The 26082-nt window shown below is 46.9% G+C and carries 20 protein-coding genes, 4 tRNA genes, 2 rRNA genes and 1 pseudogene; all 27 read right to left on the bottom strand.

Annotated features, from left to right (window positions below; translation table 11 throughout):
- The 27 genes and pseudogenes from rpsC to ICN25_RS01765 all read right to left on the bottom strand — a co-directional run bounded on the left by rpsC (nucleotide 1) and on the right by ICN25_RS01765 (nucleotide 26025).
- The gene (gene rpsC / locus ICN25_RS01895; protein WP_215387033.1) at nucleotides 1-822 is read right to left on the bottom strand and encodes a 30S ribosomal protein S3; all 822 of its coding nucleotides are present in this window, start codon (nucleotides 820-822) and stop codon (nucleotides 1-3) included.
- An 8-nt stretch (nucleotides 823-830) separates the two neighbouring features.
- Entirely contained in the window at nucleotides 831-1163 is a 333-nt protein-coding gene (rplV, locus tag ICN25_RS01890) for a 50S ribosomal protein L22 (protein ID WP_215300499.1), read from the bottom strand.
- 7 nt (nucleotides 1164-1170) lie between these two features.
- Nucleotides 1171-1449 carry a 30S ribosomal protein S19 gene (rpsS, locus tag ICN25_RS01885; RefSeq protein ID WP_011901904.1) on the bottom strand — a complete coding sequence of 93 codons (279 nt, stop codon included), beginning with the start codon at nucleotides 1447-1449 and terminating at the stop codon, nucleotides 1171-1173.
- A 19-nt stretch (nucleotides 1450-1468) separates the two neighbouring features.
- The gene (gene rplB, locus ICN25_RS01880; protein ID WP_216178758.1) at nucleotides 1469-2299 is read right to left on the bottom strand and encodes a 50S ribosomal protein L2; all 831 of its coding nucleotides are present in this window, start codon (nucleotides 2297-2299) and stop codon (nucleotides 1469-1471) included.
- Nucleotides 2300-2301: 2 nt separating this feature from the next.
- Entirely contained in the window at nucleotides 2302-2616 is a 315-nt protein-coding gene (gene rplW, locus ICN25_RS01875; RefSeq protein WP_076024545.1) for a 50S ribosomal protein L23, read from the bottom strand.
- Nucleotides 2613-3233 carry a 50S ribosomal protein L4 gene (gene rplD, locus ICN25_RS01870; protein WP_015420233.1) on the bottom strand — a complete coding sequence of 207 codons (621 nt, stop codon included), beginning with the start codon at nucleotides 3231-3233 and terminating at the stop codon, nucleotides 2613-2615. Before rplD ends, rplW begins: the two co-directional genes overlap by 4 nt.
- Nucleotides 3234-3244: 11 nt before the next feature.
- Nucleotides 3245-3901, bottom strand: a complete 657-nt coding sequence (rplC, locus tag ICN25_RS01865) for a 50S ribosomal protein L3 (protein ID WP_046329376.1) — start codon at nucleotides 3899-3901, stop codon at nucleotides 3245-3247.
- 197 nt (nucleotides 3902-4098) lie between these two features.
- Nucleotides 4099-4410 carry a 30S ribosomal protein S10 gene (rpsJ, locus tag ICN25_RS01860; RefSeq protein WP_011901899.1) on the bottom strand — a complete coding sequence of 104 codons (312 nt, stop codon included), beginning with the start codon at nucleotides 4408-4410 and terminating at the stop codon, nucleotides 4099-4101.
- 109 nt (nucleotides 4411-4519) lie between these two features.
- Complete coding sequence (gene tuf / locus ICN25_RS01855) at nucleotides 4520-5710, bottom strand: elongation factor Tu (protein ID WP_215302340.1); 1191 nt, start codon at nucleotides 5708-5710, stop codon at nucleotides 4520-4522.
- A 50-nt stretch (nucleotides 5711-5760) separates the two neighbouring features.
- A complete protein-coding gene (gene fusA / locus ICN25_RS01850) occupies nucleotides 5761-7863 on the bottom strand; it encodes an elongation factor G (RefSeq protein WP_216178757.1) in 2103 nt (700 codons plus the stop codon).
- 27 nt (nucleotides 7864-7890) lie between these two features.
- The gene (rpsG, locus tag ICN25_RS01845) at nucleotides 7891-8361 is read right to left on the bottom strand and encodes a 30S ribosomal protein S7 (RefSeq protein WP_015420229.1); all 471 of its coding nucleotides are present in this window, start codon (nucleotides 8359-8361) and stop codon (nucleotides 7891-7893) included.
- Nucleotides 8362-8510: 149 nt separating this feature from the next.
- Nucleotides 8511-8891, bottom strand: a complete 381-nt coding sequence (rpsL, locus tag ICN25_RS01840) for a 30S ribosomal protein S12 (RefSeq protein WP_041484791.1) — start codon at nucleotides 8889-8891, stop codon at nucleotides 8511-8513.
- Nucleotides 8892-9067: 176 nt separating this feature from the next.
- The gene (gene rpoC / locus ICN25_RS01835) at nucleotides 9068-13330 is read right to left on the bottom strand and encodes a DNA-directed RNA polymerase subunit beta' (protein ID WP_216178756.1); all 4263 of its coding nucleotides are present in this window, start codon (nucleotides 13328-13330) and stop codon (nucleotides 9068-9070) included.
- Nucleotide 13331: 1 nt separating this feature from the next.
- Complete coding sequence (gene rpoB / locus ICN25_RS01830; protein WP_216178755.1) at nucleotides 13332-17432, bottom strand: DNA-directed RNA polymerase subunit beta; 4101 nt, start codon at nucleotides 17430-17432, stop codon at nucleotides 13332-13334.
- Nucleotides 17433-17658: 226 nt separating this feature from the next.
- A complete protein-coding gene (gene rplL, locus ICN25_RS01825) occupies nucleotides 17659-18033 on the bottom strand; it encodes a 50S ribosomal protein L7/L12 (protein ID WP_011901893.1) in 375 nt (124 codons plus the stop codon).
- Nucleotides 18034-18193: 160 nt separating this feature from the next.
- A pseudogene (gene rplJ / locus ICN25_RS01820) lies at nucleotides 18194-18706 on the bottom strand (50S ribosomal protein L10); the annotation flags it as partial.
- A 235-nt stretch (nucleotides 18707-18941) separates the two neighbouring features.
- Nucleotides 18942-19643 (bottom strand): 50S ribosomal protein L1, encoded by a 702-nt coding sequence (gene rplA / locus ICN25_RS01815; RefSeq protein WP_015420223.1) that lies wholly within the window; start codon nucleotides 19641-19643, stop codon nucleotides 18942-18944.
- 2 nt (nucleotides 19644-19645) lie between these two features.
- Complete coding sequence (gene rplK / locus ICN25_RS01810) at nucleotides 19646-20077, bottom strand: 50S ribosomal protein L11 (protein ID WP_011901890.1); 432 nt, start codon at nucleotides 20075-20077, stop codon at nucleotides 19646-19648.
- Nucleotides 20078-20233: 156 nt separating this feature from the next.
- Nucleotides 20234-20806, bottom strand: a complete 573-nt coding sequence (gene nusG, locus ICN25_RS01805; protein WP_216178753.1) for a transcription termination/antitermination protein NusG — start codon at nucleotides 20804-20806, stop codon at nucleotides 20234-20236.
- A gap of 7 nt (nucleotides 20807-20813) precedes the next feature.
- Nucleotides 20814-21191: a preprotein translocase subunit SecE gene (secE, locus tag ICN25_RS01800; RefSeq protein ID WP_216178752.1), complete on the bottom strand. Its 378-nt coding sequence runs from the start codon at nucleotides 21189-21191 to the stop codon at nucleotides 20814-20816.
- A gap of 20 nt (nucleotides 21192-21211) precedes the next feature.
- Nucleotides 21212-21287, bottom strand: a tRNA-Trp gene (locus ICN25_RS01795).
- A gap of 12 nt (nucleotides 21288-21299) precedes the next feature.
- Nucleotides 21300-22490 (bottom strand): elongation factor Tu, encoded by a 1191-nt coding sequence (gene tuf / locus ICN25_RS01790; RefSeq protein WP_215302340.1) that lies wholly within the window; start codon nucleotides 22488-22490, stop codon nucleotides 21300-21302.
- A 66-nt stretch (nucleotides 22491-22556) separates the two neighbouring features.
- Nucleotides 22557-22631, bottom strand: a tRNA-Thr gene (locus ICN25_RS01785).
- Nucleotides 22632-22652: 21 nt separating this feature from the next.
- A tRNA-Gly gene (locus ICN25_RS01780) sits at nucleotides 22653-22726 on the bottom strand.
- 5 nt (nucleotides 22727-22731) lie between these two features.
- Nucleotides 22732-22816: transfer RNA gene (locus tag ICN25_RS01775), tRNA-Tyr, on the bottom strand.
- 113 nt (nucleotides 22817-22929) lie between these two features.
- Nucleotides 22930-23043 (bottom strand): 5S ribosomal RNA (gene rrf, locus ICN25_RS01770).
- Between the two features lie 108 nt (nucleotides 23044-23151).
- Nucleotides 23152-26025 (bottom strand): 23S ribosomal RNA (locus ICN25_RS01765).
- Between the last annotated feature and the right edge of the window lie 57 nt (nucleotides 26026-26082).

Below are 26082 nucleotides of genomic sequence, written 5' to 3'. Positions count from 1 at the left end.
TTACTCTCCTGACTTCTGCGCTTCAGCACTTGGGGCTTCAGCGGCTTTCGGTGCACGCTTTACCGCTGGCTTAGCAGCAACTAAAGGCTTGCTGTCAGCTGCTGGTTTGCGTGCGGTTGTTTTAGCTGGTGCGCGACGTGGCTTTTTCTCTTCAGCTGCTGGCTCTGCTGTTACTGCTACAGCATCAGCACCGCGGCCTAATGTATCGCCTTTGTATACCCAAACTTTTACACCGATGATGCCGTATGTTGTTTCCGCTTCTGAAGTTGCGTAATCAATATCAGCCTTCAGTGTATGAAGTGGAACACGACCTTCACGGTACCATTCGCGACGTGCAATTTCAGCGCCATTCAAACGACCAGAAGACATGATCTTGATTCCTTGTGCACCTAGGCGCATTGCATTTTGCATTGCACGCTTCATTGCACGGCGGAACATGATGCGCTTCTCTAACTGTTGAGTAATAGAGTCAGCGATCAATTGAGCATCAACTTCAGGCTTACGAATTTCTTCGATGTTCACATGGACTGGAACGCCCATACGCTTCTGGAGTTCACGACGGAGAACTTCAATATCTTCACCTTTTTTACCGATCACAACACCTGGGCGTGAGCTGTAAATAGTGATACGCGCGTTCTTTGCAGGACGCTCGATAATAACTTTACTTACTGATGCATTCTTCAACTTCTTCTTGAGATAGATGCGGACATCTACGTCCTCTTTAAGCATCTTCGCAAAATCAGTATTGTTTGCATACCACTTTGATGTCCAGTTCTTCGTTACCGAGAGTCGGAATCCGGTTGGGTTTATCTTTTGTCCCATATCTTCCCTTAGTTACTCAAGGTCACGGTGATGTGACATGTTTGTTTTTCGATTTGATTACCGCGACCCTTAGCACGTGCTGTGAAGCGCTTCAAGGAAGTACCTTTATCAACAATAATTGTTGAAACCTTGAGCTCATCAATATCAGCACCCTTATTGTGTTCAGCGTTGGCCATTGCGGACTCAACAACTTTCTTCACAATGAAGGCAGCTTTCTTGGGGCTGAAATTCAAAATGTTCATAGCGCGAGCAATTGGCAAACCACGGATTTGATCAGCGACCAAACGTGTCTTTTGCGCAGAAATGCGGGCGCCCTTGTGAATAGCTTTAACTTCCATCATCATCCCCTTACTTCTTCGTTACTTTCTTGTCAGCAGCGTGACCTTTGAAAGTACGGGTCAAGGCAAATTCGCCTAACTTATGACCCACCATGTTTTCTGATACATATACCGGAACGTGTTGACGACCGTTATGCACAGCAATCGTCAGACCAATAAAGTCTGGGAGGATTGTTGAACGGCGTGACCAAGTTTTGATCGGCTTTTTGTCTTTGTTGGCTTGTGCAACTTCAACTTTTTTTACTAAGCTGGCGTCGCAAAATGGGCCTTTTTTAGCTGAACGTGTCATATCTATTTATCCTTATCGCTTAACGTTTTTGACGACGTTGAACGATCATCGAAGTTGTACGCTTATTGCGACGTGTACGATAACCTTTGGTTGGTGTGCCCCATGGGGAGACAGGTACACGGCCTTCGCCAGTTCTACCTTCACCACCACCGTGTGGGTGATCTACTGGGTTCATTGCCACACCGCGAACGGTTGGGCGAATACCACGCCAGCGATTTGCACCAGCTTTACCGATAACGCGCAAGCTATGCTCTTCATTACCAACTTCACCAATAGTGGCACGGCAATCGATCAAAATACGACGTACTTCACCTGAGCGCAAGCGCACCTGAGCGTATACACCTTCACGAGCCAATAACACGGCGGAGCCGCCAGCAGAACGTGCGATTTGAGCACCTTTACCTGGCAACATTTCTACACAGTGAATCGTGCTACCAACTGGAATGTTGCGGATTGGCAAGTTGTTACCAGACTTGATTGGGGCTTCAGAGCCACTCATCAATGCCTGACCAACAGTCATGCCTTTTGCAGCAAGAATATAGCGACGCTCACCATCAGCAAACACGATCAATGCAATATTTGCACTGCGGTTTGGATCGTATTCCAAGCGTTCAACTTTTGCTGGAATACCATCTTTGTCATTGCGTTTGAAATCAACAACACGATAGTGATGCTTATGACCACCACCTTTATGACGGGTAGTGATGTGACCGTTGTTGTTACGGCCCGCTTTTTGAAACTGTGGCTCGAGCAATGGTGCAAAAGGTTTACCTTTATGGAGGTCAGGATTGACCACCTTGACCATTGAGCGACGACCTGGTGAGGTCGGTTTTGTCTTCATCAAAGGCATGATTAATTCGCCTCCGCTTCAAAGTTAATTTCTTGACCTGGCTTCAAGCTAACGTAGGCCTTCTTAGTGTGGTCACGACGACCTTCAAAACGGCCATAGCGCTTTGGCTTACCTTTTTGATTTACGATTTGAACAGAGTCAACTTGCACTTTGAAGAGCAACTCAACCGCTTGTTTCACATCGCTCTTATTAGCGTCGCGTGTAACTTGGAATACCACTTGTTCGTTTTTCTCTGCAACCATAGTTGCTTTTTCAGAGATAACCGGTCCAAGCAGAACCTTCATCAAGCTGTGATCGTTTTTACGGACTTGGCTCATTTCAGCAACTCCTCAATTTTTGCGATCGCTGCTTTGCTTACCAATACTTTTTTGTATTGAACTAAAGCTAATGGATCAGCGTGCTGTGGCTCACATACAGCAACCTTATGCAAGTTGCGTGATGCCAAGTACAAATTCTCGCTAACCTGATCAACGATGATCAAGACTGAATCCAAGCCCATTGCTTTAACTTTGTCAGCTAAAACTTTAGTCTTTGGAGCATCAAGATTAAATTGGTCAACAACATTCAAACGACCTTCGCGTGCTAATTGAGACAAAATTGATCTCATACCAGCGCGGTACATTTTCTTGTTTACTTTTTGGCTGAAATTTTCTTCAGGTGAATTCGGGAATATACGACCACCTCCACGCCACAGCGGGGAAGAGCTCATACCAGCACGTGCACGACCAGTACCTTTTTGACGCCAAGGTTTTTTGGTTGTGTGCTTAACTTGCTCACGGTCTTTTTGTGCACGGTTACCACTACGTGCATTTGCTTGGTAAGCCACAACAACTTGGTGTACCAATGCTTCGTTATATTCGCGCTCGAATACTTCTGGTGAGGCTTGAACGCCTGCGCCCAAAGTTCCGTTGTCTTGGAGAAGCTTAAGTTCCATATTCGCTCTCCTTATTTCTTCTTCAACGGTGTCTTCACCGCTGGAGTAACAATAACTTTACCGCCTGGGGCACCTGGAATAGCGCCTTTAACCATGATGAGATTGCGTTCTGCATCAATGCGTGCGATGACTAAATTTTGTACAGTGCGTGTTTCGTCACCAAGGTGGCCTGTCATGCGCTTACCTGGGAAAACACGACCTGGATCTTGCGCCATACCGATAGAACCCGGCACGTTATGTGAACGTGAGTTACCGTGTGACGCGCGACCTGAAGCGAAGTGATGGCGCTTGATGGTACCGGCATAGCCTTTACCAATCGTTACACCTTGTACGTCCACTTTTTGGCCGGCAGCAAATGCAGTGTCAGCAGGAATTACTTGTCCTGGTGTCATTTCTGCGATTTTTGCTGCATCTAAATGAAATTCGTTGAGACCGTTACCAGCCATCACACCCGCTTTAGCGAAGTGACCAGCCATTGCTTTGGTAACGCGTGTAGCTCTACGTGTGCCATGTGCCAACTGGATAGCATCATAGCCATCAGTTGCCTGGGTCTTGATTTGAGCGATTCTGTTGTCGCTCACGTCAATTACGGTGACAGGAATTGCTTCCCCTTCGTCCGTAAATAGACGGGTCATGCCGATCTTGCGACCGATTAAGCCTAAGCTCATATTCATGCTCCACGCCGACTTCGATTGGTCGGCAAAATTAATTTAAGTGATTTACAAGTAAAAGTACTTCTAAATCAATAAGTTACGACGTTTTTAATGCTGATAAAACCTTTAAATTCGCCCAAATAATTGAGCGAAGCCTTAGATTCTATCCCGAAAGGCCAGTCTTGGCAAGCGCTAAGACTGGAAATACTGAATTACTGCAACTTAATTTCGACGTCCACACCTGCTGGGAGGTCTAATTTCATCAAGGCATCTACTGTTTTCTCTGTAGGATCAACGATATCCATCAAACGCAAATGGGTACGAATCTCTAACTGGTCACGTGATGTCTTGTTTACGTGTGGTGAACGGAGAATGTCAAAGCGCTCGATACGTGTTGGCAAAGGTACTGGACCCTTAACAACTGCACCAGTACGCTTAGCTGTATCAACGATTTCAGCTGCAGACTGGTCGATCAAACGGTAATCAAATGCTTTAAGACGAATACGAATTTTTTGGTTTTGCATATTAATTCCAAAGAGCGTTGTGGTGCTGCCACGTTATATTTCTAAAGAGCTCGGTGACATCCGCAGCACGGACGTCACCGGTTAGCAAACCGCTAAATATTTACTGCTATTAAGCCAAAATCTTTGCAACCACGCCGGCGCCAACAGTACGGCCACCTTCACGGATCGCAAAACGTAAACCTTCTTCCATCGCGATTGGAGCGATGAGTTTTACGGTAATCGTGACGTTATCACCAGGCATAACCATTTCTTTGTCTTTTGGCAACTCGATTGAACCAGTTACGTCCGTTGTACGGAAGTAGAACTGTGGACGATAGTTGTTAAAGAATGGAGTATGACGACCACCTTCATCTTTACCCAAGATGTAAACCTCGGCTGTAAAGTGAGTATGTGGGGTGATTGAACCTGGCTTAGCCAATACTTGGCCGCGCTCAACTTCTTCACGTTTTGTACCGCGTAACAAGATACCAACGTTATCGCCTGCTTGACCTTGGTCGAGCAATTTGCGGAACATTTCAACACCAGTACAAGTTGTCTTGAGTGTTGGTTTGATACCGATAATTTCAATCTCTTCACCAACTTTAACGATACCGCGCTCGATACGGCCTGTAACAACAGTACCGCGACCGGAGATAGAGAACACGTCCTCTACTGGCATCAAGAACGCACCGTCAACAGCACGCTCTGGGGTTGGGATGTATGAGTCAAGTGCTTCAGCCAACTTCATGATGGCTTCTTTACCCAATGGGCCTTCGTCGCCTTCAAGAGCTAACTTAGCAGAACCTTGAACGATTGGTGTGTCATCGCCTGGGAAGTCGTACTTAGATAGAAGCTCACGAACTTCCATTTCTACGAGTTCTAACAACTCAGCGTCATCAACCATGTCGCACTTGTTCAAAAATACGATGATGTATGGAACACCAACTTGGCGTGCCAAGAGGATGTGCTCACGAGTTTGTGGCATTGGGCCGTCAGCTGCAGAGCAAACCAAAATAGCGCCGTCCATCTGAGCAGCACCAGTAATCATGTTCTTAACGTAGTCAGCATGTCCTGGGCAATCAACGTGAGCGTAGTGACGATTCGCTGTCTCATACTCAACGTGTGCTGTATTAATAGTAATACCGCGTGCTTTTTCTTCTGGAGCAGCATCGATCTGATCGTATGCTTTTGCTTCGCCACCGAATGCTTTTGAAAGCACAGTTGCAATAGCTGCTGTCAATGTGGTTTTACCGTGGTCAACGTGACCGATTGTGCCTACGTTTACGTGCGGTTTTGTCCGCTCAAACTTTTCTTTTGCCATTTTTTTGTCTGCCTTCTTAGCTAGTCAATATTCAAAATAATGTGGATAAATTACTTCGCTTTAGCAGCCATAACTGCTTCAGCAACGTTCTTAGGTGCTTCGGAATAATGCTTAAATTCCATGGTGTAGGTAGCGCGACCTTGGGTCAACGAGCGCAAGCCAGTTGAGTAACCAAACATCTCTGCCAATGGCACTTCAGCGCGAACGATCTTACCGCCCCCTGGAATGTCATCCATACCTTGCAAAATACCGCGACGTGATGAGAGGTCACCCATTACGTTACCCATGAAATCTTCTGGTGTTTCAACTTCAACAGCCATCATTGGTTCAAGCAACACTGGTGATGCTTTGCGCATACCGTCTTTGAATGCCATCGAGCCCGCCATCTTAAATGCGTTTTCGTTAGAGTCAACGTCATGGTATGAACCGAAGAACAATGTTGCTTTGATATCTACAACTGGATAGCCAGCCAAAATACCGGAGTTCAATGTTTCGATAATTCCTTTTTCTACTGCAGGGATGTATTCACGTGGAACAACACCGCCCTTAATAGCGTCAACGAATTCAAAACCTTTTCCTGGTGCCTGTGGCTCTAACTTCAATACCACGTGACCGTATTGACCACGACCACCAGACTGCTTAACGAATTTACCTTCGATCTCTTCGCAAACCTTACGAATCGTTTCACGGTATGCAACTTGTGGCTTACCAACAGTTGCTTCAACACCGAATTCACGCTTCATACGGTCAACCAAAATTTCCAAGTGGAGCTCGCCCATACCGGAAATAATTGTTTGGCCAGACTCTTCGTCTGTCTTCACGCGGAAAGAAGGATCTTCTTGTGCCAAGCGATTCAAAGCAAGACCCATTTTTTCTTGGTCAGCTTTTGTCTTTGGCTCTACAGCTTGAGAGATCACTGGCTCTGGGAATACCATGCGCTCCAAAATAACAATGCTATCTGGATCACATAATGTTTCGCCAGTAGTTGCGTCTTTTAGACCAACTGCAGCAGCGATATCGCCAGCGAACACTTCTTTAATTTCTTCACGTTCGTTTGCATGCATTTGCAACAAACGACCAACACGCTCTTTTTTACCCTTGATTGGGTTGTAGATTGTGTCGCCAGATTTCATTATACCTGAGTAAACACGGAAGAAGATGAGCTGGCCAACAAATGGGTCAGTCATGATCTTAAATGCCAATGCTGAAAACTTCGCATTGTCAGAAGCTTCACGTGTTGTTGGTGTGCCATCTTCCAATTCACATGGAACTGGTGGAACGTCCAATGGTGAAGGCAACAATTCAACAACCGCATCCAACATCGCCTGAACACCTTTGTTTTTGAAAGCTGTTCCGCACAACATTGGAACGATTTCATTGGCGATAGTACGTTGACGCAATGCTGCTTTAATTTCTTCTTCGGTCAAGCCTTCGCCGCCAAGATACTTTTCCATCAACTCTTCTGAACTCTCTGCAGCAGCTTCGAGCATTTTCTCGCGCCACTCTTCAGCAGAAGCTTGCAATTCAGCAGGGATATCTTCGTAAGTAAATTTTGTACCTTGTGAAGCCTCATCCCAATAGATGGCCTTCATCTTCACCAAGTCCACAACGCCTTTGAAGTTTTCTTCAGCGCCGATTGGAATTTGGATCAAGATAGGATTTGCTTTGAGACGCATCTTCATTTGGTCGTAGACCTTGAAGAAGTTCGCACCAGTACGGTCCATCTTGTTTACGAAAGCTAAACGTGGAACTTGATACTTGTTAGCCTGACGCCAAACAGTTTCGGATTGTGGCTGTACACCACCTACTGCACAGTAAACCATGCAAGCGCCATCCAAAACGCGCATTGAACGCTCAACTTCAATAGTGAAATCTACGTGTCCTGGGGTATCAATAATGTTGATACGGTGCTCTGGGAAATTACCAGCCATGCCCTTCCAGAACGTTGTAGTAGCAGCAGAAGTAATCGTGATACCACGCTCTTGCTCTTGCTCCATCCAGTCCATGGTTGCAGCACCATCATGTACTTCACCAATTTTGTGATTAACACCGGTGTAGAACAAAACGCGCTCTGTTGTTGTTGTCTTACCTGCGTCAATGTGCGCAGAAATACCGATATTGCGGTATTTGTCGATAGGGGTTTTACGTGCCACTGTTGGTACCTTTTCTTTACTGTGCGATTAGAAGCGGAAATGTGAGAAAGCTTTGTTAGCTTCTGCCATACGGTGAACTTCTTCGCGCTTCTTCATTGCTCCGCCGCGACCTTCTGCAGCTTCTAATAATTCGTTGGCCAAACGTTGAGCCATAGATTTTTCACCGCGCTTTTTAGCGGCTTCGCGCACCCAGCGCATTGCCAAAGCAGAACGGCGTGATGGGCGAACTTCAACAGGTACCTGGTAGTTAGCGCCACCAACACGACGGCTCTTCACCTCAACCATTGGCTTAACGTTGCCCATAGCTGTTGAGAAAACTTCGAGTGGTTCTTTGTTTGCTTTTTTCTCGATGTGATCAAAGGCACCGTAAACGATACGCTCTGCAACCGATTTCTTGCCGTCCAACATCAGGACGTTCATGAATTTTGCTACTTCTACATTGCCGAATTTTGGATCAGGCAAGATTTCCCGTTTGGGAACTTCACGACGACGTGGCATAACTACTCCTTCAGTTCAGTTAGGGGTGGCCCACATGGATCACCCGCTCCGGCCGTCCTACTATCCAGAGAATCCCTAGACGGAACGGCCACTTACTTGTCTTTAAAGTCTGACAAACGAAGACTTACTGCAAATACTTTAAGTTGCTATTAAGCAGCTTTCTTAGCGCGCTTAGCACCGTACTTGGAACGTGACTGCTTACGGTCTTTAACACCTTGCAAGTCAAGTGAGCCACGAACGATGTGGTAACGAACACCTGGCAAATCCTTTACACGACCACCACGAATCAACACTACTGAGTGTTCCTGGAGGTTATGGCCTTCACCACCAATGTATGAAATCACTTCAAAACCATTGGTTAAGCGAACTTTAGCTACTTTACGTAGCGCAGAGTTAGGCTTCTTAGGAGTGGTTGTGTACACACGTGTACATACACCACGGCGCTGCGGGCTGTTTTGCAGCGCAGGGCTCTTGCTTTTAACGGTCAGCCGGGTTCTTGGCTTACGTAATAATTGATTAATTGTTGGCATAAAATAGCTCGGTTAGTACTTCTTTGTTGCTTTCTTCAAGAAAATCAATGACTTAGAGAAAGCCTAGGTCAAAACGACCCTCTTCTGAATCAGTAGAACTCAGCATTCTAGCCTGGCCAGCCCTTTCCGTCAACCTCGAGGGAAAAAACTGGCCATTTCTGGCCAGGAATACCAAATTAGCTTGGATCAGCCTCCCCAGCAGGAGCAATCACTTCAGCCTCTATTTCTACAGGCATATCAGCCATTGCTTCCTCTTCGGCGGCAATCATTTGAGCGCGATCACGCTCGAATTGCTCTCTGACCTTGCGTGCACGGCGGTAAGACAAGCCGGTACCAGCAGGGATCAGGCGACCAATAATGACGTTTTCCTTGAGGCCACGGAGTGTATCGGTCTTGCCCATAATTGCGGCTTCGGTCAATACTCGGGTGGTTTCTTGGAAAGAAGCCGCTGAAATGAAGCTGTCTGTCGACAAGGATGCCTTAGTAATACCGAGCAACACATTCTCGAACTGAGCTGGGCGCTTACCTTGTGCAATCACAGCATCGTTTGCGTCATACAACTTAGAACGCTCAACTTGCTCACCAGTGATGTAGGCAGTATCGCCACCATCAGTAATTTGCACACGACGCAACATTTGACGCACGATGACTTCAATGTGCTTGTCATTAATCTTCACGCCTTGCAAACGGTAAACGTCTTGAACTTCGTCCACGATGTAGATCGCCAACTCTTCAATACCTCTGAGTGTCAAGATGTCATGCGGATCGGCAGGGCCTTCCACAATCATCTCGCCCTTGTTCACAACTTGACCGTCATGAACGAGAACTTGTTTCTCTTTAGGAATCAAGAATTCATTAGCTTCGCCATCCATATCAGTAATAACTAAACGTTGCTTACCTTTGGTTTCTTTACCGAAGGAAACTGTTCCAGTTACTTTAGCCAATACAGCAGCATCTTTTGGTGAACGTGCTTCGAACAATTCAGCAACGCGTGGCAAACCACCGGTAATGTCGCGAGTCTTCTGTGATTCGATTGGAATACGTGCCAATACTTCACCAACTTCAACTTTTTGACCATCTTTAACAGTGATCAAAGCGCCAACTTGCAAACCGATGTTTACTGGGTGATCTGTACCCGCAATCATCACTTCGCCGCCCTTGTCATCAACCAAGTTGATCATTGGACGAACGCCTTTGCTAGCAGCACTACGACGCTTACCGTCAATCACCACCAAAGTGGAGAGGCCGGTTACTTCGTCAACCTGCTTAGCTACAGTAACGCCTTCTTCAACGTTGTCGAAGCGAGCAATACCGGCGTACTCAGAAATGATTGGACGTGTTAACGGATCCCAAGTTGCTAAGCTTGCGCCAGCCTTGACTGCAGCATCCTCTTTTAACAAGAGAGTTGCGCCGTAAGGCACTTTATGACGCTCGCGCTCACGACCGTTGTCGTCAATGATCAAAGCTTCGCCTGAACGTGAAATCACGATCTGCTCACCTTTTGCATTCTTAACAACGCGCATCGTGCCTGAGAACTTCAAAGCGCCATTAGACTTAGCTTCGATGTTGCTTGCAACTAGTGCACGTGACGCTGCGCCACCAATGTGGAAGGTACGCATAGTTAACTGTGTGCCTGGCTCACCGATTGACTGAGCAGCGATAACGCCAACTGCCTCACCAACGTTCACCAAACCACCGCGACCTAAATCACGGCCGTAGCACTTAGCGCACAAGCCAAAGCGAGTTAAGCATGACAATACTGTGCGAACTTTAACTTCGTCGATACCCAATGCAACGATTTGATCAACATGATCTTCGTCGAGCAATGTGTCGTTAGGAACAATGACTTCTTGTGTGTCAGGGTGAACGATGTCACCGATACATACACGACCCAAAATACGGTCACGCAATGCTTCGATAATTTCACCGCCTTCAACAAGCGCCTTCATCGTTACGCCAGAAGTTGCGCCGCAATCTTCTTCAATAACCACGAGGTCTTGAGTTACGTCGCATAAACGACGTGTCAAGTAACCAGAGTTTGCTGTCTTCAACGCTGTATCGGCCAGACCTTTACGAGCACCGTGGGTTGAGATGAAGTACTGCAACACGTTCAAACCTTCACGGAAGTTCGCAGTAATTGGAGTTTCAATAATGGAGCCATCAGGCTTCGCCATCAAACCACGCATACCAGCCAACTGACGAATCTGCGCTGCAGATCCACGCGCACCAGAATCCGCCATCATGTAGATGGAATTGAAAGATTCTTGACGCACAGTTTTACCGTTACGGTCGAGTACGTCAACGTGTGACAACTCATCCATCATCGCCTTACCAACTTGGTCACCAGCGGCACCCCAAATATCAACCACGTTGTTATAACGCTCTTGATTGGTTACGAGACCTGACATGAACTGCTTGTCATATTCCTTAACCTTGGTAGATGCTTCAGTGATGATGCGCTCTTTAGAAGTTGGAATTAGCATATCGTCGATCGCAACCGAGATACCGGCGTTAGTCGCCAAGCGGAAACCAGACTGCAAGAGACGGTCAGCAAAAATAACTGTTTCACGAAGACCGCACTTACGGAATGAAGTGTTGATCAAGCGTGAGATTTCTTTTTTCTTCAGAGGCTTATTGATTTCCTCGAAAGACATGCCTTTAGGCAAAATTTCTGACAAGATTGCACGGCCAACTGAAGTTTGATAGATCTTGGTCTTTTCAGCAAAACGCGCTTCGCCCTCTGCCTTCTTGTCCACAATCTCGAACTCAGTAATACGTACAGCAACGCGTGAAGCCAATTCAACCTGGCCGGCCTCGTATGCACGAATTACTTCAGTGATATTTGCGAAGACCATGCCTTCGCCTTTACCGTTAATCTTGTCACGAGTAGCGTAGTACAGACCCAACACCACGTCCTGTGAAGGAACGATGGATGGCTCGCCGTTAGCTGGGAACAACACGTTGTTCGAAGCCAACATCAATGTACGTGCTTCCATTTGCGCTTCGAGCGACAAAGGAACGTGAACCGCCATTTGGTCACCGTCAAAGTCGGCGTTAAATGCCGCGCAGACTAATGGGTGCAATTGGATTGCTTTACCTTCAATCAGCATTGGCTCGAAAGCCTGGATACCGAGACGGTGCAATGTAGGCGCACGGTTCAACATGATTGGATGTTCACGAATCACTTCTTCGAGAATGTCCCAAACGATTGGAGTCTGACTTTCAACTTCTTTCTTCGCAGCCTTAATAGTGGTTGCAATTCCCAAAGTCTCAAGCTTGTTGAAAATAAATGGCTTGAACAATTCCAAGGCCATCAATTTTGGTAAGCCGCACTGATGCAATTTCAATGTAGGGCCAACCACGATGACTGAACGACCTGAGTAGTCAACACGTTTACCCAACAAGTTTTGACGGAAACGACCGCTCTTACCTTTAATCATCTCAGCCAAGGACTTGAGAGGACGCTTGTTAGCGCCAGTCATAGCCTTACCGCGACGACCGTTGTCGAGCAATGAGTCAACCGCTTCTTGCAACATACGTTTTTCGTTACGAACGATGATCTCTGGTGCGCGCAACTCTAACAAACGCTTGAGACGGTTGTTACGGTTAATCACGCGACGATAGAGGTCGTTCAAATCTGAAGTAGCAAAGCGACCGCCATCCAATGGCACCAATGGGCGCAATTCAGGTGGCAATACTGGCAATACTTCCATGATCATCCAGTCAGGCTTGATACCTGAAGTCTGGAACGCCTCGAGCACTTTTAAGCGCTTAGCGTATTTCTTGATCTTGGCATCGCTACCAGTAGCTTTCAAGTCAGCACGAATGGTCTCAACTTCGCGGTCGATATCAATCGAACGCAGGAGATCACGAATACCTTCAGCGCCCATGATGGCGGTAAATGCACCGTCACCATACTCTTCAGTCTTGGCAATGTACTCGTCCTCAGACATGATCTGACCGCGCTTCATCGCGCCTTCAGGAGTCATGCCAGGATCAACAACTACATATGCTTCAAAGTAAAGAACGCGCTCGATATCACGCAATGTCATATCGAGAACCATACCCAAACGGGATGGCAATGACTTCAAGAACCAGATGTGCGCTACAGGGGCTGCCAACTCAATGTGGCCCATGCGCTCACGACGTACCTTAGCAAGCGTAACTTCAACGCCACACTTCTCACAGATAACGCCACGGAACTTTAAACGCTTGTACTTACCGCATAAGCACTCGTAGTCTTTGGTTGGCCCAAAAATCTTGGCGCAGAACAAACCATCACGCTCGGGCTTAAAAGTCCGGTAGTTGATGGTTTCTGGTTTGCGTACTTCACCAAAAGACCATGAGCGAATTTTCTCAGGGGATGCAAGACCAATCTTGATGACATCAAACTGCTCATCACCCTGCGTTTGCTTAAATAAATCGAGCAATGCTTTCATATCAGTTGCGCTCCATGTCAATGTCAATACCCAACGAGCGGATTTCTTTTACCAACACGTTGAAGGATTCGGGCATGCCAGCATCAATTGTGTGCTCGCCCTTGACGATGTTTTCGTAAACCTTGGTACGGCCTGCGACGTCATCGGACTTCACTGTCAGCATTTCCTGCAAGACATATGAAGCACCGTATGCTTCGAGGGCCCAAACTTCCATCTCACCAAAGCGCTGACCACCAAACTGAGCTTTACCGCCCAGTGGCTGTTGCGTTACTAACGAGTAAGGTCCGGTTGAACGTGCATGCATCTTGTCATCGACCAAATGGTGGAGTTTCAATACGTGCATTACACCAACAGTTACAGGACGCTCAAACTGATCGCCAGTACGGCCGTCACACAAAATCATTTGCTGACGTGAAGGCGTCATCTTCAAAGAAGTAGCTACTTCTTCTGGATAGGCCAACTCGAGCATGCGTCCGATTTCAGCTTCAGTTGCACCGTCAAACACTGGAGTAGCGAATGGTAAGCCTTGGCGTAAATTCTCGGCCAAAACAGTAATCTGCTCATCAGTGAAGTTATCGATATCTTCGATACGACCGGTTTCGTTGTAAAGCTGCTTCATGAACTTACGGAGTTCAGCTTGTTTAGCTTGTTGACGAACCATCTCATCAATACGCTTACCAATACCTTGAGCTGCCCAACCTAAGTGGGTTTCCAAGATCTGACCTACGTTCATACGGGAAGGAACACCCAATGGGTTCAAGACGATGTCAACAGGGCGTCCGTCAGCCATAAATGGCATGTCTTCTGCAGGGGCGATTTTAGAAACCACGCCTTTGTTACCGTGACGACCGGCCATCTTGTCACCAGGCTGTAAGCGACGCTTAACTGCCAAGTACACCTTAACCATCTTCGTTACGCCAGGCTGCAAATCATCGCCTTGGGTAAGTTTGGTGCGCTTTTCTTCAAAAGCTTCATCAAATTGCTTACGCTTTGCTTCGATAGAAGATTTGATTGCCTCAACTTGTGTGGCAACCTCATCATCTGCTGGACGAACATCAAACCAATGGTATTTATCTAAGCTAGCAAGGTATTCCTTGTCGATCTTAGTGCCTTTAGCCAACTTCTGTGGACCGCCATTGGCAACTTTGCCAATCAACAGCTTTTCTAAACGCATGAAGGCATCGCCTTCAACAATACGCAACTGGTCGTTTAAGTCCAAACGATAGCGTTGTAATTCTTCTTGAATAATTGACTGTGCACGTGCATCGCGCTCAATACCTTCACGGGTAAAGACTTGAACATCAATAACAGTACCGATCATTCCAGATGGAACGCGCAAAGAAGTATCTTTAACATCAGATGCTTTTTCACCGAAGATCGCACGGAGGAGCTTCTCTTCCGGAGTGAGAGTAGTCTCGCCCTTTGGAGTTACCTTACCAACCAATACGTCACCAGCTTCAACTTCAGCACCGATGTAAACAATACCGCTCTCATCCAAACGGGAGAGTTGTGACTCAGCCAAGTTGGAGATATCGCGTGTAATTTCTTCTGAACCAAGCTTAGTATCACGAGCAACAACCGACAACTCTTCAATATGAATAGAGGTGTAACGGTCATCAGCAACAACTTTCTCAGAGATCAAGATTGAATCTTCGAAGTTGTAACCGTTCCATGGCATAAATGCCACAGTCATGTTTTGACCCAAAGCCAACTCACCTAAGTCGGTAGATGCACCATCAGCAACTACGTCGCCACGGGCTACACGATCACCAGCCTGAACGATTGGACGTTGGTTGATGTTGGTATTTTGGTTTGAACGGGTGTACTTGATGAGGTTATAAATATCCACACCAACTTCACCAGCCGCTGTCTCGTCATCGTTTACACGAATAACTACACGGTTTGCGTCAACATAGTCAACGATACCGCCACGGGAAGCCAAAATAACTGTACCTGAGTCAACCGCAACAATGCGCTCTAAACCTGTACCAACCAATGGCTTATCTGGACGCAAGCAGGGAACCGCTTGACGTTGCATATTCGCACCCATCAACGCACGGTTCGCATCATCATGCTCCAAGAATGGAACCAATGAAGCAGCAGCAGAAACGATCTGGCTTGGAGCAACGTCGATGAAATCGATGCGCTCTGGGCTAACCATCATGGTCTCACCAGCTTGACGCGCTGAAACCAATTCATCGGCTAACTTACCGCTCTTGTCGATCGTTGCATTTGCCTGAGCAATAACGTATTTCGCTTCTTCAATCGCAGAGAGGTAAACAACTTCGTCGCTTACTTTGCTATTGGAAACTTTACGATATGGAGTCTCTAAGAAACCATGCTCATTCAAACGCGCAAATAAGGCGAGTGAGTTGATCAGACCAATGTTTGGTCCTTCTGGAGTTTCAATTGGGCAAACACGTCCATAGTGGGTTGGATGTACGTCACGCACTTCGAAACCTGCGCGCTCACGTGTCAAACCACCAGGTCCCAATGCAGAAATACGACGCTTGTGCGTGATCTCTGACAATGGGTTTGTTTGGTCCATAAACTGGGACAACTGTGAAGAACCGAAGAACTCACGAATTGCTGAAGAGATTGGCTTGCTGTTAATCAAATCATGCGGCATGAGGTTTTCAGTTTCGGCTTGGCCGAGACGTTCTTTAACCGCACGCTCAACACGTGACAAACCTGCACGGAATTGATTCTCTGCCAACTCACCTACGCAACGTACGCGACGATTACCTAAGTGATCGATGTCATCGACTTCGCCTTTACCGTTACGCAAGTCAACCAAAGACTTAATGGTGTCGAGGATATCTTCATCCGACAAAACCATTTTGCCTTCCATCTCTGAACGACCGAGACGGCTGTTAACTTTCATACGGCCAACGCGTGATAAATCGTAACTATCTTCGTTGTAGAACAAACGCTGGAACAAAGCTTCAACAGCATCTTCTGTTGGAGGCTCACCAGGACGCATCATGCGATAGATGGCGATACGAGCAGCCATTTGATCCGCAGTTTCATCAGTACGCAATGTCTGAGAAATATACGCACCAGAATCTAAATCATTGGTGTAAATGGTTTCCAATTGTTTGATGCCTGCATCGCGCAATGTAGCCAACAACTCTTCAGTGATTTCATCATTAGCGTAAGCCAAGATTTCGCCAGAGTCTGGATCAATGATGTTACGTGCAACTACGCGGCCAACTAAGTAGTCATCTGGAACTACGATGTTTTTAGTTTTAGCGGCTTCGAGTTCACGAATATGTTTTGCATTGATACGCTTATCTTTTTGAATGACTACAACGCCATTCTTGTCGAGCACATCAAAGCTAGCTAACTGACCACGCAAACGCTCTGGAACAAATTCCATTGATGCGCCATTTGCGCTCAATGAGAAATGATCAAAGTTAAAGAAGTTTGCAAGAATCTGTTCGTTGTTTAAACCAATTGCTTTGAGCAAAATAGTGACAGGCATCTTACGACGACGGTCAACGCGGAAGTACAGAATATCTTTTGGATCAAACTCGAAATCGAGCCATGAACCACGGTAAGGAATGATACGTGCTGAGAACAGCAACTTACCTGAGCTATGTGTCTTGCCCTTATCGTGTTCAAAGAACACCCCTGGGGAACGGTGCAACTGAGAAACGATAACGCGCTCAGTACCGTTGATAACAAAAGAGCCGTTATCAGTCATGAGTGGAATTTCACCCATGTAGACTTCGCTCTCTTTTACCTCTTTAACCTTAGTAGGTGCTTCGCGATCATAAATAATCAAGCGAACTTTTGCACGTAAGGCTGAGTGGTATGTGTAACCACGTTGTTGACATTCTTTAACGTCAAACGGTGGCTGTGACAACTGGTATGACACGTATTCCATACGTGCGTAACCATTGTTGGACACAATTGGGAATGCTGATGTAAAGGCAGCTTGAAGTCCCTCTGTAAGACGAGACATTGCTGGCTTTTCAGCCTGTAAAAATTTAGCGTAGGATTCCAGCTGCGTTGCGATCAGGTATGGAACCTGATGATTATTTACTCGCTTAGCAAAGCTTTTACGGACTCGCTTGCGTTCGGTGAAGCTGTAGTTCATTTCATCTCCGAATTCAGCGACTGTACAAAGATTTGGCGATTGGCCACTACCAATCACTGGCGGACAACACTAAATCGAAAGATCCAGTGTCCGACCAAACTTGCATTCTGCAGTCGTATCAGAAGGCAAACCCGATTTCAATCAGAAATGAAATCGGGTTTGACCACTAATGGTCAAACCCAACAGGGCTAGCACCCCTTTTTGAGGGGCACTAACTGAGTTTGTATTACTTGAGTTCTGCTTTAGCGCCAGCTTCTTCAAGCTTCTTCTTAGCTTCTTCAGCTGTCTTCTTATCAACAGCTTCTTTGATTGGCTTTGGTGCGCCATCAACTAAGTCTTTAGCTTCTTTCAAGCCAAGGCCAGTGATTTCGCGAACAGCCTTAATTACTGAAACTTTGTTTGCACCAGCTTCGAGCAAGTTAACAGTGAATTCTGTTTGCTCTTCAGCAGCAGCACCGCCAGCAGCGCCAGCAGGACCAGCAACAGCCATCGCTGCAGCTGAAACGCCAAACTTCTCTTCGAACGCCTTAACCAAGTCGTTCAAATCCATTACGGACATGCTACCTACTGCATCAATGATTTCTTCTTTGGTAATCGCCATTTTTAGCTCCTAATACTTAATAGTTAATCTGCGCTTATTCAGCGGCAGGGGTTTCAGGTGTTTCTGTTCCAGCTTCTGGAGCTGCGGCTGCAGGCTCAGCACTTGCTTCTGGAGCGGCGGCTTCAGCAACTACTGCTGCTGGTGCTGCTGCTTCAACTACAGGTGCTGCAACTGGAGCAGGTGCTCCGGCTGATTTTTGCGCTGCTACTGCGCCCAATACGCGAGCCATCGCAGATACCGGTGCCAACATCACACCTAACAACTGAGATAACAACTCGTCGCGGCTTGGAATTGTTGCAAGAGCTTTAACGCCCGCAACATCTAACAACTTGCCGTTATATAAGCCAGCAGTAATGATTAGCTTGTCTTGAGTCTTAGCAAAGTTCTGCAATACTTTTGCCGAAGCAATCGGATCAGCAGAGATGCCGTAGATCAAGGGGCCAACCATCGAATCAGCAAGAGGCTCAAACTGTGTGCCTTGTGCAGCACGGCGTGCCAATGTGTTCTTCAAAACGCGAAGATATACACCTTGGTCACGTGCGCTAGCACGTAGCTTTGTCAACTGCTCTACTGGAATACCACGGTATTCAGCGAGCACGACTGTTTGAGCTCCAGCCAATTGAGCGCCGACATCAGCAACAATCGCTTTTTTGTCTTGTACATTCAAAGGCACGGTTTAACTCCTAAAAAACCAACTGTTTCCAGTTGGGGTTACACACCAGCGTCTGATCATTTGTCACAAGGGAATCTTGTGAAATCTTTTCAGGGTCGCCATCTGCGCTGGCTATTACTTTCGTAACGATTAAGAATTAGTTCTGAGTAAGCAAATAATTCACCAACGGTCTTTGATGTTCGACTCTCACTCTAAGAGTAGGAGTCGACCCAAAGTTCTTTTTGCTACAAGCTAATTACTGAGCAGCTTGTATCGATGCCTGGTCAACACGTACGCCTGCACCCATGGTGCTGCTTACGGCAACCTTCTTTAAATAAACGCCCTTAGATGCAGGTGGCTTAGCTTTGTTCAAAGCCTCAAGCAATGCGAGCAAGTTTGATTTCAATGCAGCTGGCTCGAATGAACGACGGCCAATGCTTGCGTGCACGATACCGGCTTTGTCCACACGGAATTGCACTTGACCTGCTTTTGCATTCTTAACTGCAGTAGCAACGTCAGGAGTAACAGTTCCAACTTTTGGATTCGGCATCAAACCACGTGGGCCCAATACTTGACCTAAAGTACCAACGATCTTCATTGTGTCTGGGGATGCGATCAAAATATCGAAATCGATTTTGCCGCCTTTAATTTGGTCAGCAAGGTCTTCCATGCCAACGATCTCAGCACCAGCAGCTTTAGCTTGTTCAGCTTTTTCGCCTTGTGCAAATACCGCTACACGAACATGCTTACCTGTACCAGCTGGGAGCACAACTGCTCCACGCACAACTTGGTCAGATTTCTTAGCATCAATACCCAACTGAACTGCAACGTCGATAGACTCATCAAACTTAGCAGTTGCACACTCTTTAACGAGGTTCAATGCATCTTCTAATGCATAAAACTTATTGCGATCTACCTTAGATTCGATTGCTTTTAAACGCTTAGATAACTTAGTCATGATTAGAGACCTTCCACTGTGATGCCCATTGAGCGGGCGCTACCAGCGATTGTTCTTACAGCAGCATCCATATCAGCAGCTGTCAAATCTGGCATTTTTGCTTTAGCAATTTCTTCTGCTTGAGCACGTGTAATTTTTCCTACCTTATCGGTATGTGGACGTGGTGATCCTTTTTCGATCTTTGCAGCCTTCTTAATCATGATGGTTGCTGGAGGAGTCTTCATGATGAAAGTGAAGCTCTTATCAGCAAACGCTGTAATCACGACTGGAATTGGAAGGCCAGGTTCCATGCTCTGAGTTTGAGCATTAAACGCCTTACAGAATTCCATAATATTGAGGCCGCGTTGACCCAATGCTGGACCTACGGGAGGTGATGGATTTGCTTTACCTGCAGGGATCTGCAGCTTGATAAAGCCAATGATCTTCTTTGCCATTGATTGCTCCTAAAAGCGCGCCTAACCTCATTAGGTAAGACCGCTGTTGAGTAAACGCTTCACTAGTTTTTGGCTTTCTAGATCCGCTCCTCGGTTATTGCTAACCACTTAAAAATACTACTTTTTGCTACAAAACCCCCTTAAATTGGGTGTTTTTTACATCTTTTCTACCTGGCCGAACTCCAGCTCAACTGGGGTACCGCGGCCAAAAATTGTAACAGAAACGCGCAATCTTGACTTCTCATAATTGACTTCTTCGATATTGCCGTTGAAATCAACAAATGGGCCTTCTTTAACGCGCACAATCTCACCAACCTCAAATAAGGTCTTAGGCTTAGGCTTATCAACCCCAGCCTGCATTTGGTCCATGATTTTGGATACTTCTGCTGTTGAAATCGGGCTTGGGCGGTTACGAACACCACCAACGAATCCAGTGACTTTTGGAGTGTTTTTCACCAAATGCCAGCTTTCATCGGTCATTTCCATCTCAATCAGGACATATCCTGGGAAAAAACGGCGCTCAGATACAGATTTAGTACCGGACTTGATTTCTACAACCTCTTCGGATGGAACCAGGATACGGCCAAATTTTTCTGGCATTCCAGAGCGTGCAATACGCTCTTCTAGACCTCTTTTAACGCTTTTTTCCATGCCTGAATACGCATGAATGACGTACCAGCGCATATTGCCAGTAGCCTGTGGATTTGAGACCAATTCAGTATCAATCATTTTTTACTCACTTCCAGCCTAGGAAGACTGAAAAAACTAGCCATTCAATTAATTTGTCTGCAATCCACAAAAACAAGGACATGATCAGAACAAAGCCAAATACGACTAGAGTCATTTGAGTCGTCTCTTTACGAGTCGGCCAAACAACCTTTTTTACTTCATACCAAGAATCTTTTGCGTAAGCGATAAAACGACGCCCATCAGGCGACATTGCCACAATTAAAACTGCAAGAGCAATACCGCCCAACAAAACGGCTAAACGAATCAATAAAGATTGATCCGCCAACGTGTAGTAAAGAACTAACGCTGCAACGACGATTAAAGCACCGAGTCCGGAGACCCAGCTGCTCTTTTCTTCAGAGTGACCTACTGTATGTTGAGACATATTACTTTCAGTTCAAATCGTGGCAGGGGCGGAGGGCATCGAACCCCCAACCTTTGGTTTTGGAGACCAACGCTCTGCCAATTGAGCTACACCCCTTTATTAAAACTATTAAGCCAAAATCTTTGCAACCACACCGGCGCCAACAGTACGGCCACCTTCACGGATCGCAAAACGTAAACCTTCTTCCATCGCGATAGGAGCGATGAGTTTTACGGTAATCGTGACGTTATCACCAGGCATAACCATTTCTTTGTCTTTTGGCAACTCGATTGAACCAGTTACGTCCGTTGTACGGAAGTAGAACTGTGGACGATAGTTGTTAAAGAATGGAGTATGACGACCACCTTCATCTTTACCCAAGATGTAAACCTCGGCTGTAAAGTGAGTATGTGGGGTGATTGAACCTGGCTTAGCCAATACTTGGCCGCGCTCAACTTCTTCACGTTTTGTACCGCGTAACAAGATACCAACGTTATCGCCTGCTTGACCTTGGTCGAGCAATTTGCGGAACATTTCAACACCAGTACAAGTTGTCTTGAGTGTTGGTTTGATACCGATAATTTCAATCTCTTCACCAACTTTAACGATACCGCGCTCGATACGGCCTGTAACAACAGTACCGCGACCGGAGATAGAGAACACGTCCTCTACTGGCATCAAGAACGCACCGTCAACAGCACGCTCTGGGGTTGGGATGTATGAGTCAAGTGCTTCAGCCAACTTCATGATGGCTTCTTTACCCAATGGGCCTTCGTCGCCTTCAAGAGCTAACTTAGCAGAACCTTGAACGATTGGTGTGTCATCGCCTGGGAAGTCGTACTTAGATAGAAGCTCACGAACTTCCATTTCTACGAGTTCTAACAACTCAGCGTCATCAACCATGTCGCACTTGTTCAAAAATACGATGATGTATGGAACACCAACTTGGCGTGCCAAGAGGATGTGCTCACGAGTTTGTGGCATTGGGCCGTCAGCTGCAGAGCAAACCAAAATAGCGCCGTCCATCTGAGCAGCACCAGTAATCATGTTCTTAACGTAGTCAGCATGTCCTGGGCAATCAACGTGAGCGTAGTGACGATTCGCTGTCTCATACTCAACGTGTGCTGTATTAATAGTAATACCGCGTGCTTTTTCTTCTGGAGCAGCATCGATCTGATCGTATGCTTTTGCTTCGCCACCGAATGCTTTTGAAAGCACAGTTGCAATAGCTGCTGTCAATGTGGTTTTACCGTGGTCAACGTGACCGATTGTGCCTACGTTTACGTGCGGTTTTGTCCGCTCAAACTTTTCTTTTGCCATTTTTTTGTCTGCCCTTAGTTAACTCTTAAACCAACACACGAAATTAAAATTTTTACTACTAAGCCATGGTGCCCATGGGCAGGATCGAACTGCCGACCTCTCCCTTACCAAGGGAGTGCTCTACCACTGAGCCACATGGGCAAATACAAATGCTATTAATACTGGAGCGGGATAAGAGAATCGAACTCTTGACCGAAGATTGGAAATCTGCTGTTTTACCATTAAACTAATCCCGCACATCTGGTGGAGGGGGTAGGATTCGAACCTACGTAGGCATAGCCAACAGATTTACAGTCTGCCTCCTTTAGCCGCTCGGACACCCCTCCGCGAACCCAATATTCTGACTCCAAATGGAGTTTATGTCAATCTCTTAAACCTCAAAAACGCTTTGCACAAGTAAAAACGCCCAGACCTAAGAGGGTCTGGGCGTCGCATTGGTGCCCGGCAGTTACCTACTTTCACACGGGTAATCCGCACTATCATCGGCGTAAAGTCGTTTCACTGTCCTGTTCGGGATGGGAAGGAGTGGTTCCAACTTGCTATGGTCACCGGGCGTAGAGGGTCGAGTTGCTGATAGTTTATCAACAACTCTATTTGAGTAAGCATGTAATAAGGATGCAGATTAAATCTGGCAAACATCCAACACAATAGTGCTGGTTATAGGATCAAGCCTAACGGGCAATTAGTATCAGTTAGCTTAACGCATTACTGCGCTTCCACACCTGACCTATCAACGTTGTGGTCTTCAACGACCCTTTATGTAGGTTAAACCTACGGGAGATCTCATCTTCAGGCAAGTTTCCCGCTTAGATGCTTTCAGCGGTTATCTCTTCCGTACATAGCTACCCTGCGATGCTTCTGGCGAAACAACAGGTACACCAGCGGTACGTCCACTCCGGTCCTCTCGTACTAGGAGCAGCCCCCGTCAAATCTCCAACGCCCATGGCAGATAGGGACCAAACTGTCTCACGACGTTTTAAACCCAGCTCACGTACCTCTTTAAATGGCGAACAGCCATACCCTTGGGACCGGCTACAGCCCCAGGATGAGATGAGCCGACATCGAGGTGCCAAACACCGCCGTCGATATGAACTCTTGGGCGGTATCAGCCTGTTATCCCCAGAGTACCTTTTATCCGTTGAGCGATGGCCCTTCCATACAGAACCACCGGATCACTATGACCTGCTTTCGCACCTGCTCGACTTGTCGGTCTCGCAGTTAAGCACGCTTTTGCCATTGCACTTTAGGTACGATGTCCGACCGTACCAAGCGTACCTTCGTACTCCTCCGTTACACTTTGGGAGGAGACCGCCCCAGTCAAACTGCCTACCATGCACTGTTCCCGACCCAGATAATGGGCCAAGGTTAGAACCTCAAACAAACCAGGGTGGTATTTCAAGGTTGGCTCCAGCGGAACTAGCATCCCGCTTTCAACGCCTCCCACCTATCCTACACAGACCGGTTCAAAGTCCAATGCAAAGCTACAGTAAAGGTTCATGGGGTCTTTCCGTCTAGCCACGGGTAGATTGCATCATCACAAACATTTCAACTTCGCTGAGTCTCAGGAGGAGACAGTGTGGCCATCGTTACGCCATTCGTGCAGGTCGGAACTTACCCGACAAGGAATTTCGCTACCTTAGGACCGTTATAGTTACGGCCGCCGTTTACTGGGACTTCAATCAAGAGCTTGCACCCCATCATTTAATCTTCCAGCACCGGGCAGGCGTCACACCCTATACGTCCACTTTCGTGTTTGCAGAGTGCTGTGTTTTTATTAAACAGTCGCAGCCACCTTTTTATTGCAACCCTTTCGTCCTCCCGTTGTTCACGGTCAAACTACCAGGGCGCACCTTATCCCGAAGTTACGGTGCAAATTTGCCGAGTTCCTTCTCCTGAGTTCTCTCAAGCGCCTTAGAATACTCATCTCGCCCACCTGTGTCGGTTTGCGGTACGGTCTTGTTAGACTGAAGCTTAGAGGCTTTTCTTGGAACCACTTCCAATTGCTTCGCGAATAAATTCGCTCGTCTCACGCCCTTGAATTACGCTACCGGATTTACCTAATAGCCATCTCCAACGCAAGAACCGGGACTTCCAACACCCGGACAACTTTCCGCGATCCGTCCCCCCATCGCATCTAACAATGGTCAAGGAATATTAACCTTGTTCCCATCAGCTACGCATCTCTGCCTCGCCTTAGGGGCCGACTCACCCTGTTCCGATGAACGTTGAACAGGAAACCTTGGGCTTACGGCGAGGGGGCTTTTCACCCCCTTTATCGCTACTCATGTCAGCATTCGCACTTCTGATACCTCCAGCATCCTTTACAAGACACCTTCACAGGCTTACAGAACGCTCTCCTACCATCACATTACTGTGATCCGCAGCTTCGGTTATATGCTTAGCCCCGTTACATCTTCCGCGCAGGACGACTCGATCAGTGAGCTATTACGCTTTCTTTAAAGGATGGCTGCTTCTAAGCCAACCTCCTGACTGTTTTAGCCTTCCCACTTCGTTTCCCACTTAGCATATATTAGGGACCTTAGCTGGCGGTCTGGGTTGTTTCCCTCTTGACACCGGACGTTAGCACCCGATGTCTGTCTCCCGTGCTTGCACTTGTAGGTATTCGGAGTTTGCTATGGCGCAGTAATCCGCAATGGACCCCACTACCATGACAGTGCTCTACCCCCTACAGTGATACACGAGGCACTACCTAAATAGTTTTCGGAGAGAACCAGCTATTTCCAGTTTTGTTTAGCCTTTCACCCCTATCCACAGCTCATCCCCTAACTTTTCAACGTTAGTGGGTTCGGTCCTCCAGTACGTGTTACCGCACCTTCAACCTGGCCATGGATAGATCAACTGGTTTCGGGTCTACACCCAGCAACTAGCGCCCTATTCGGACTCGCTTTCGCTACGCCTTCCCTATTCGGTTAAGCTTGCTACTGAATGTAAGTCGCTGACCCATTATACAAAAGGTACGCAGTCACCCCTTACGAGGCTCCTACTGTTTGTATGCACACAATTTCAGGATCTATTTCACTCCCCTCCCGGGGTTCTTTTCGCCTTTCCCTCACGGTACTTGTTCACTATCGGTCGATTACGAGTATTTAGCCTTGGAGGATGGTCCCCCCATATTCAGACAGGATTTCACGTGTCCCGCCCTACTTGTCTCTAGCCTAGTACCACCCAATAATTTTCACATACGGGACTATCACCCTTTATTGTCGGACTTTCCATTCCGTTCTGTTAATTACTGAGATATCACTAGAAGGCTGTTCCCATTTCGCTCGCCACTACTCTGGGAATCTCGGTTGATGTCTTTTCCTCTTGCTACTTAGATGTTTCAGTTCACAAGGTTCGCTTCTCATACCCTATGTATTCAGGTATGGATACCACAAAAGTGGTGGGTTTCCCCATTCAGAAATCCCCGGATCAAAGCTTATTTACCAGCTCCCCGGGGCTTATCGCAGGTTATAACGTCTTTCGTCGCCTGTAATCGCCAAGGCATCCATCATGTGCACTTATTCACTTGATCCTATAACGAGCACCATTGCTAGTACCTGTTACAGGTTTACTTCTACTTCTGACATGT

The sequence above is a fragment of the Polynucleobacter sp. 80A-SIGWE genome, from assembly GCF_018882295.1.
GTDB lineage: Bacteria > Pseudomonadota > Gammaproteobacteria > Burkholderiales > Burkholderiaceae > Polynucleobacter.
The sequence above is the reverse complement of the archived record's forward strand: the minus strand, read 5'-3'. Positions and strand labels throughout refer to the sequence as shown.

Excerpts from the sequence above, each read along its gene's own strand:
- rpsC (WP_215387033.1), bottom strand. The coding sequence starts at position 822 with ATGGGACAAAAGATAAACCCAACCGGATTCCGACTCTCGGTAACGAAG.
- rplV (WP_215300499.1), bottom strand. The coding sequence starts at position 1,163 with ATGATGGAAGTTAAAGCTATTCACAAGGGCGCCCGCATTTCTGCGCAA.
- rpsS (WP_011901904.1), bottom strand. The coding sequence starts at position 1,449 with ATGACACGTTCAGCTAAAAAAGGCCCATTTTGCGACGCCAGCTTAGTA.
- rplB (WP_216178758.1), bottom strand. The coding sequence starts at position 2,299 with ATGCCTTTGATGAAGACAAAACCGACCTCACCAGGTCGTCGCTCAATG.
- rplW (WP_076024545.1), bottom strand. The coding sequence starts at position 2,616 with ATGAGCCAAGTCCGTAAAAACGATCACAGCTTGATGAAGGTTCTGCTT.
- rplD (WP_015420233.1), bottom strand. The coding sequence starts at position 3,233 with ATGGAACTTAAGCTTCTCCAAGACAACGGAACTTTGGGCGCAGGCGTT.
- rplC (WP_046329376.1), bottom strand. The coding sequence starts at position 3,901 with ATGAGCTTAGGCTTAATCGGTCGCAAGATCGGCATGACCCGTCTATTT.
- rpsJ (WP_011901899.1), bottom strand. The coding sequence starts at position 4,410 with ATGCAAAACCAAAAAATTCGTATTCGTCTTAAAGCATTTGATTACCGT.
- tuf (WP_215302340.1), bottom strand. The coding sequence starts at position 5,710 with ATGGCAAAAGAAAAGTTTGAGCGGACAAAACCGCACGTAAACGTAGGC.
- rpsG (WP_015420229.1), bottom strand. The coding sequence starts at position 8,361 with ATGCCACGTCGTCGTGAAGTTCCCAAACGGGAAATCTTGCCTGATCCA.
- rpsL (WP_041484791.1), bottom strand. The coding sequence starts at position 8,891 with ATGCCAACAATTAATCAATTATTACGTAAGCCAAGAACCCGGCTGACC.
- rpoC (WP_216178756.1), bottom strand. The coding sequence starts at position 13,330 with ATGAAAGCATTGCTCGATTTATTTAAGCAAACGCAGGGTGATGAGCAG.
- rpoB (WP_216178755.1), bottom strand. The coding sequence starts at position 17,432 with ATGAACTACAGCTTCACCGAACGCAAGCGAGTCCGTAAAAGCTTTGCT.
- rplL (WP_011901893.1), bottom strand. The coding sequence starts at position 18,033 with ATGGCGATTACCAAAGAAGAAATCATTGATGCAGTAGGTAGCATGTCC.
- rplA (WP_015420223.1), bottom strand. The coding sequence starts at position 19,643 with ATGACTAAGTTATCTAAGCGTTTAAAAGCAATCGAATCTAAGGTAGAT.
- rplK (WP_011901890.1), bottom strand. The coding sequence starts at position 20,077 with ATGGCAAAGAAGATCATTGGCTTTATCAAGCTGCAGATCCCTGCAGGT.
- nusG (WP_216178753.1), bottom strand. The coding sequence starts at position 20,806 with ATGATTGATACTGAATTGGTCTCAAATCCACAGGCTACTGGCAATATG.
- secE (WP_216178752.1), bottom strand. The coding sequence starts at position 21,191 with ATGTCTCAACATACAGTAGGTCACTCTGAAGAAAAGAGCAGCTGGGTC.
- tuf (WP_215302340.1), bottom strand. The coding sequence starts at position 22,490 with ATGGCAAAAGAAAAGTTTGAGCGGACAAAACCGCACGTAAACGTAGGC.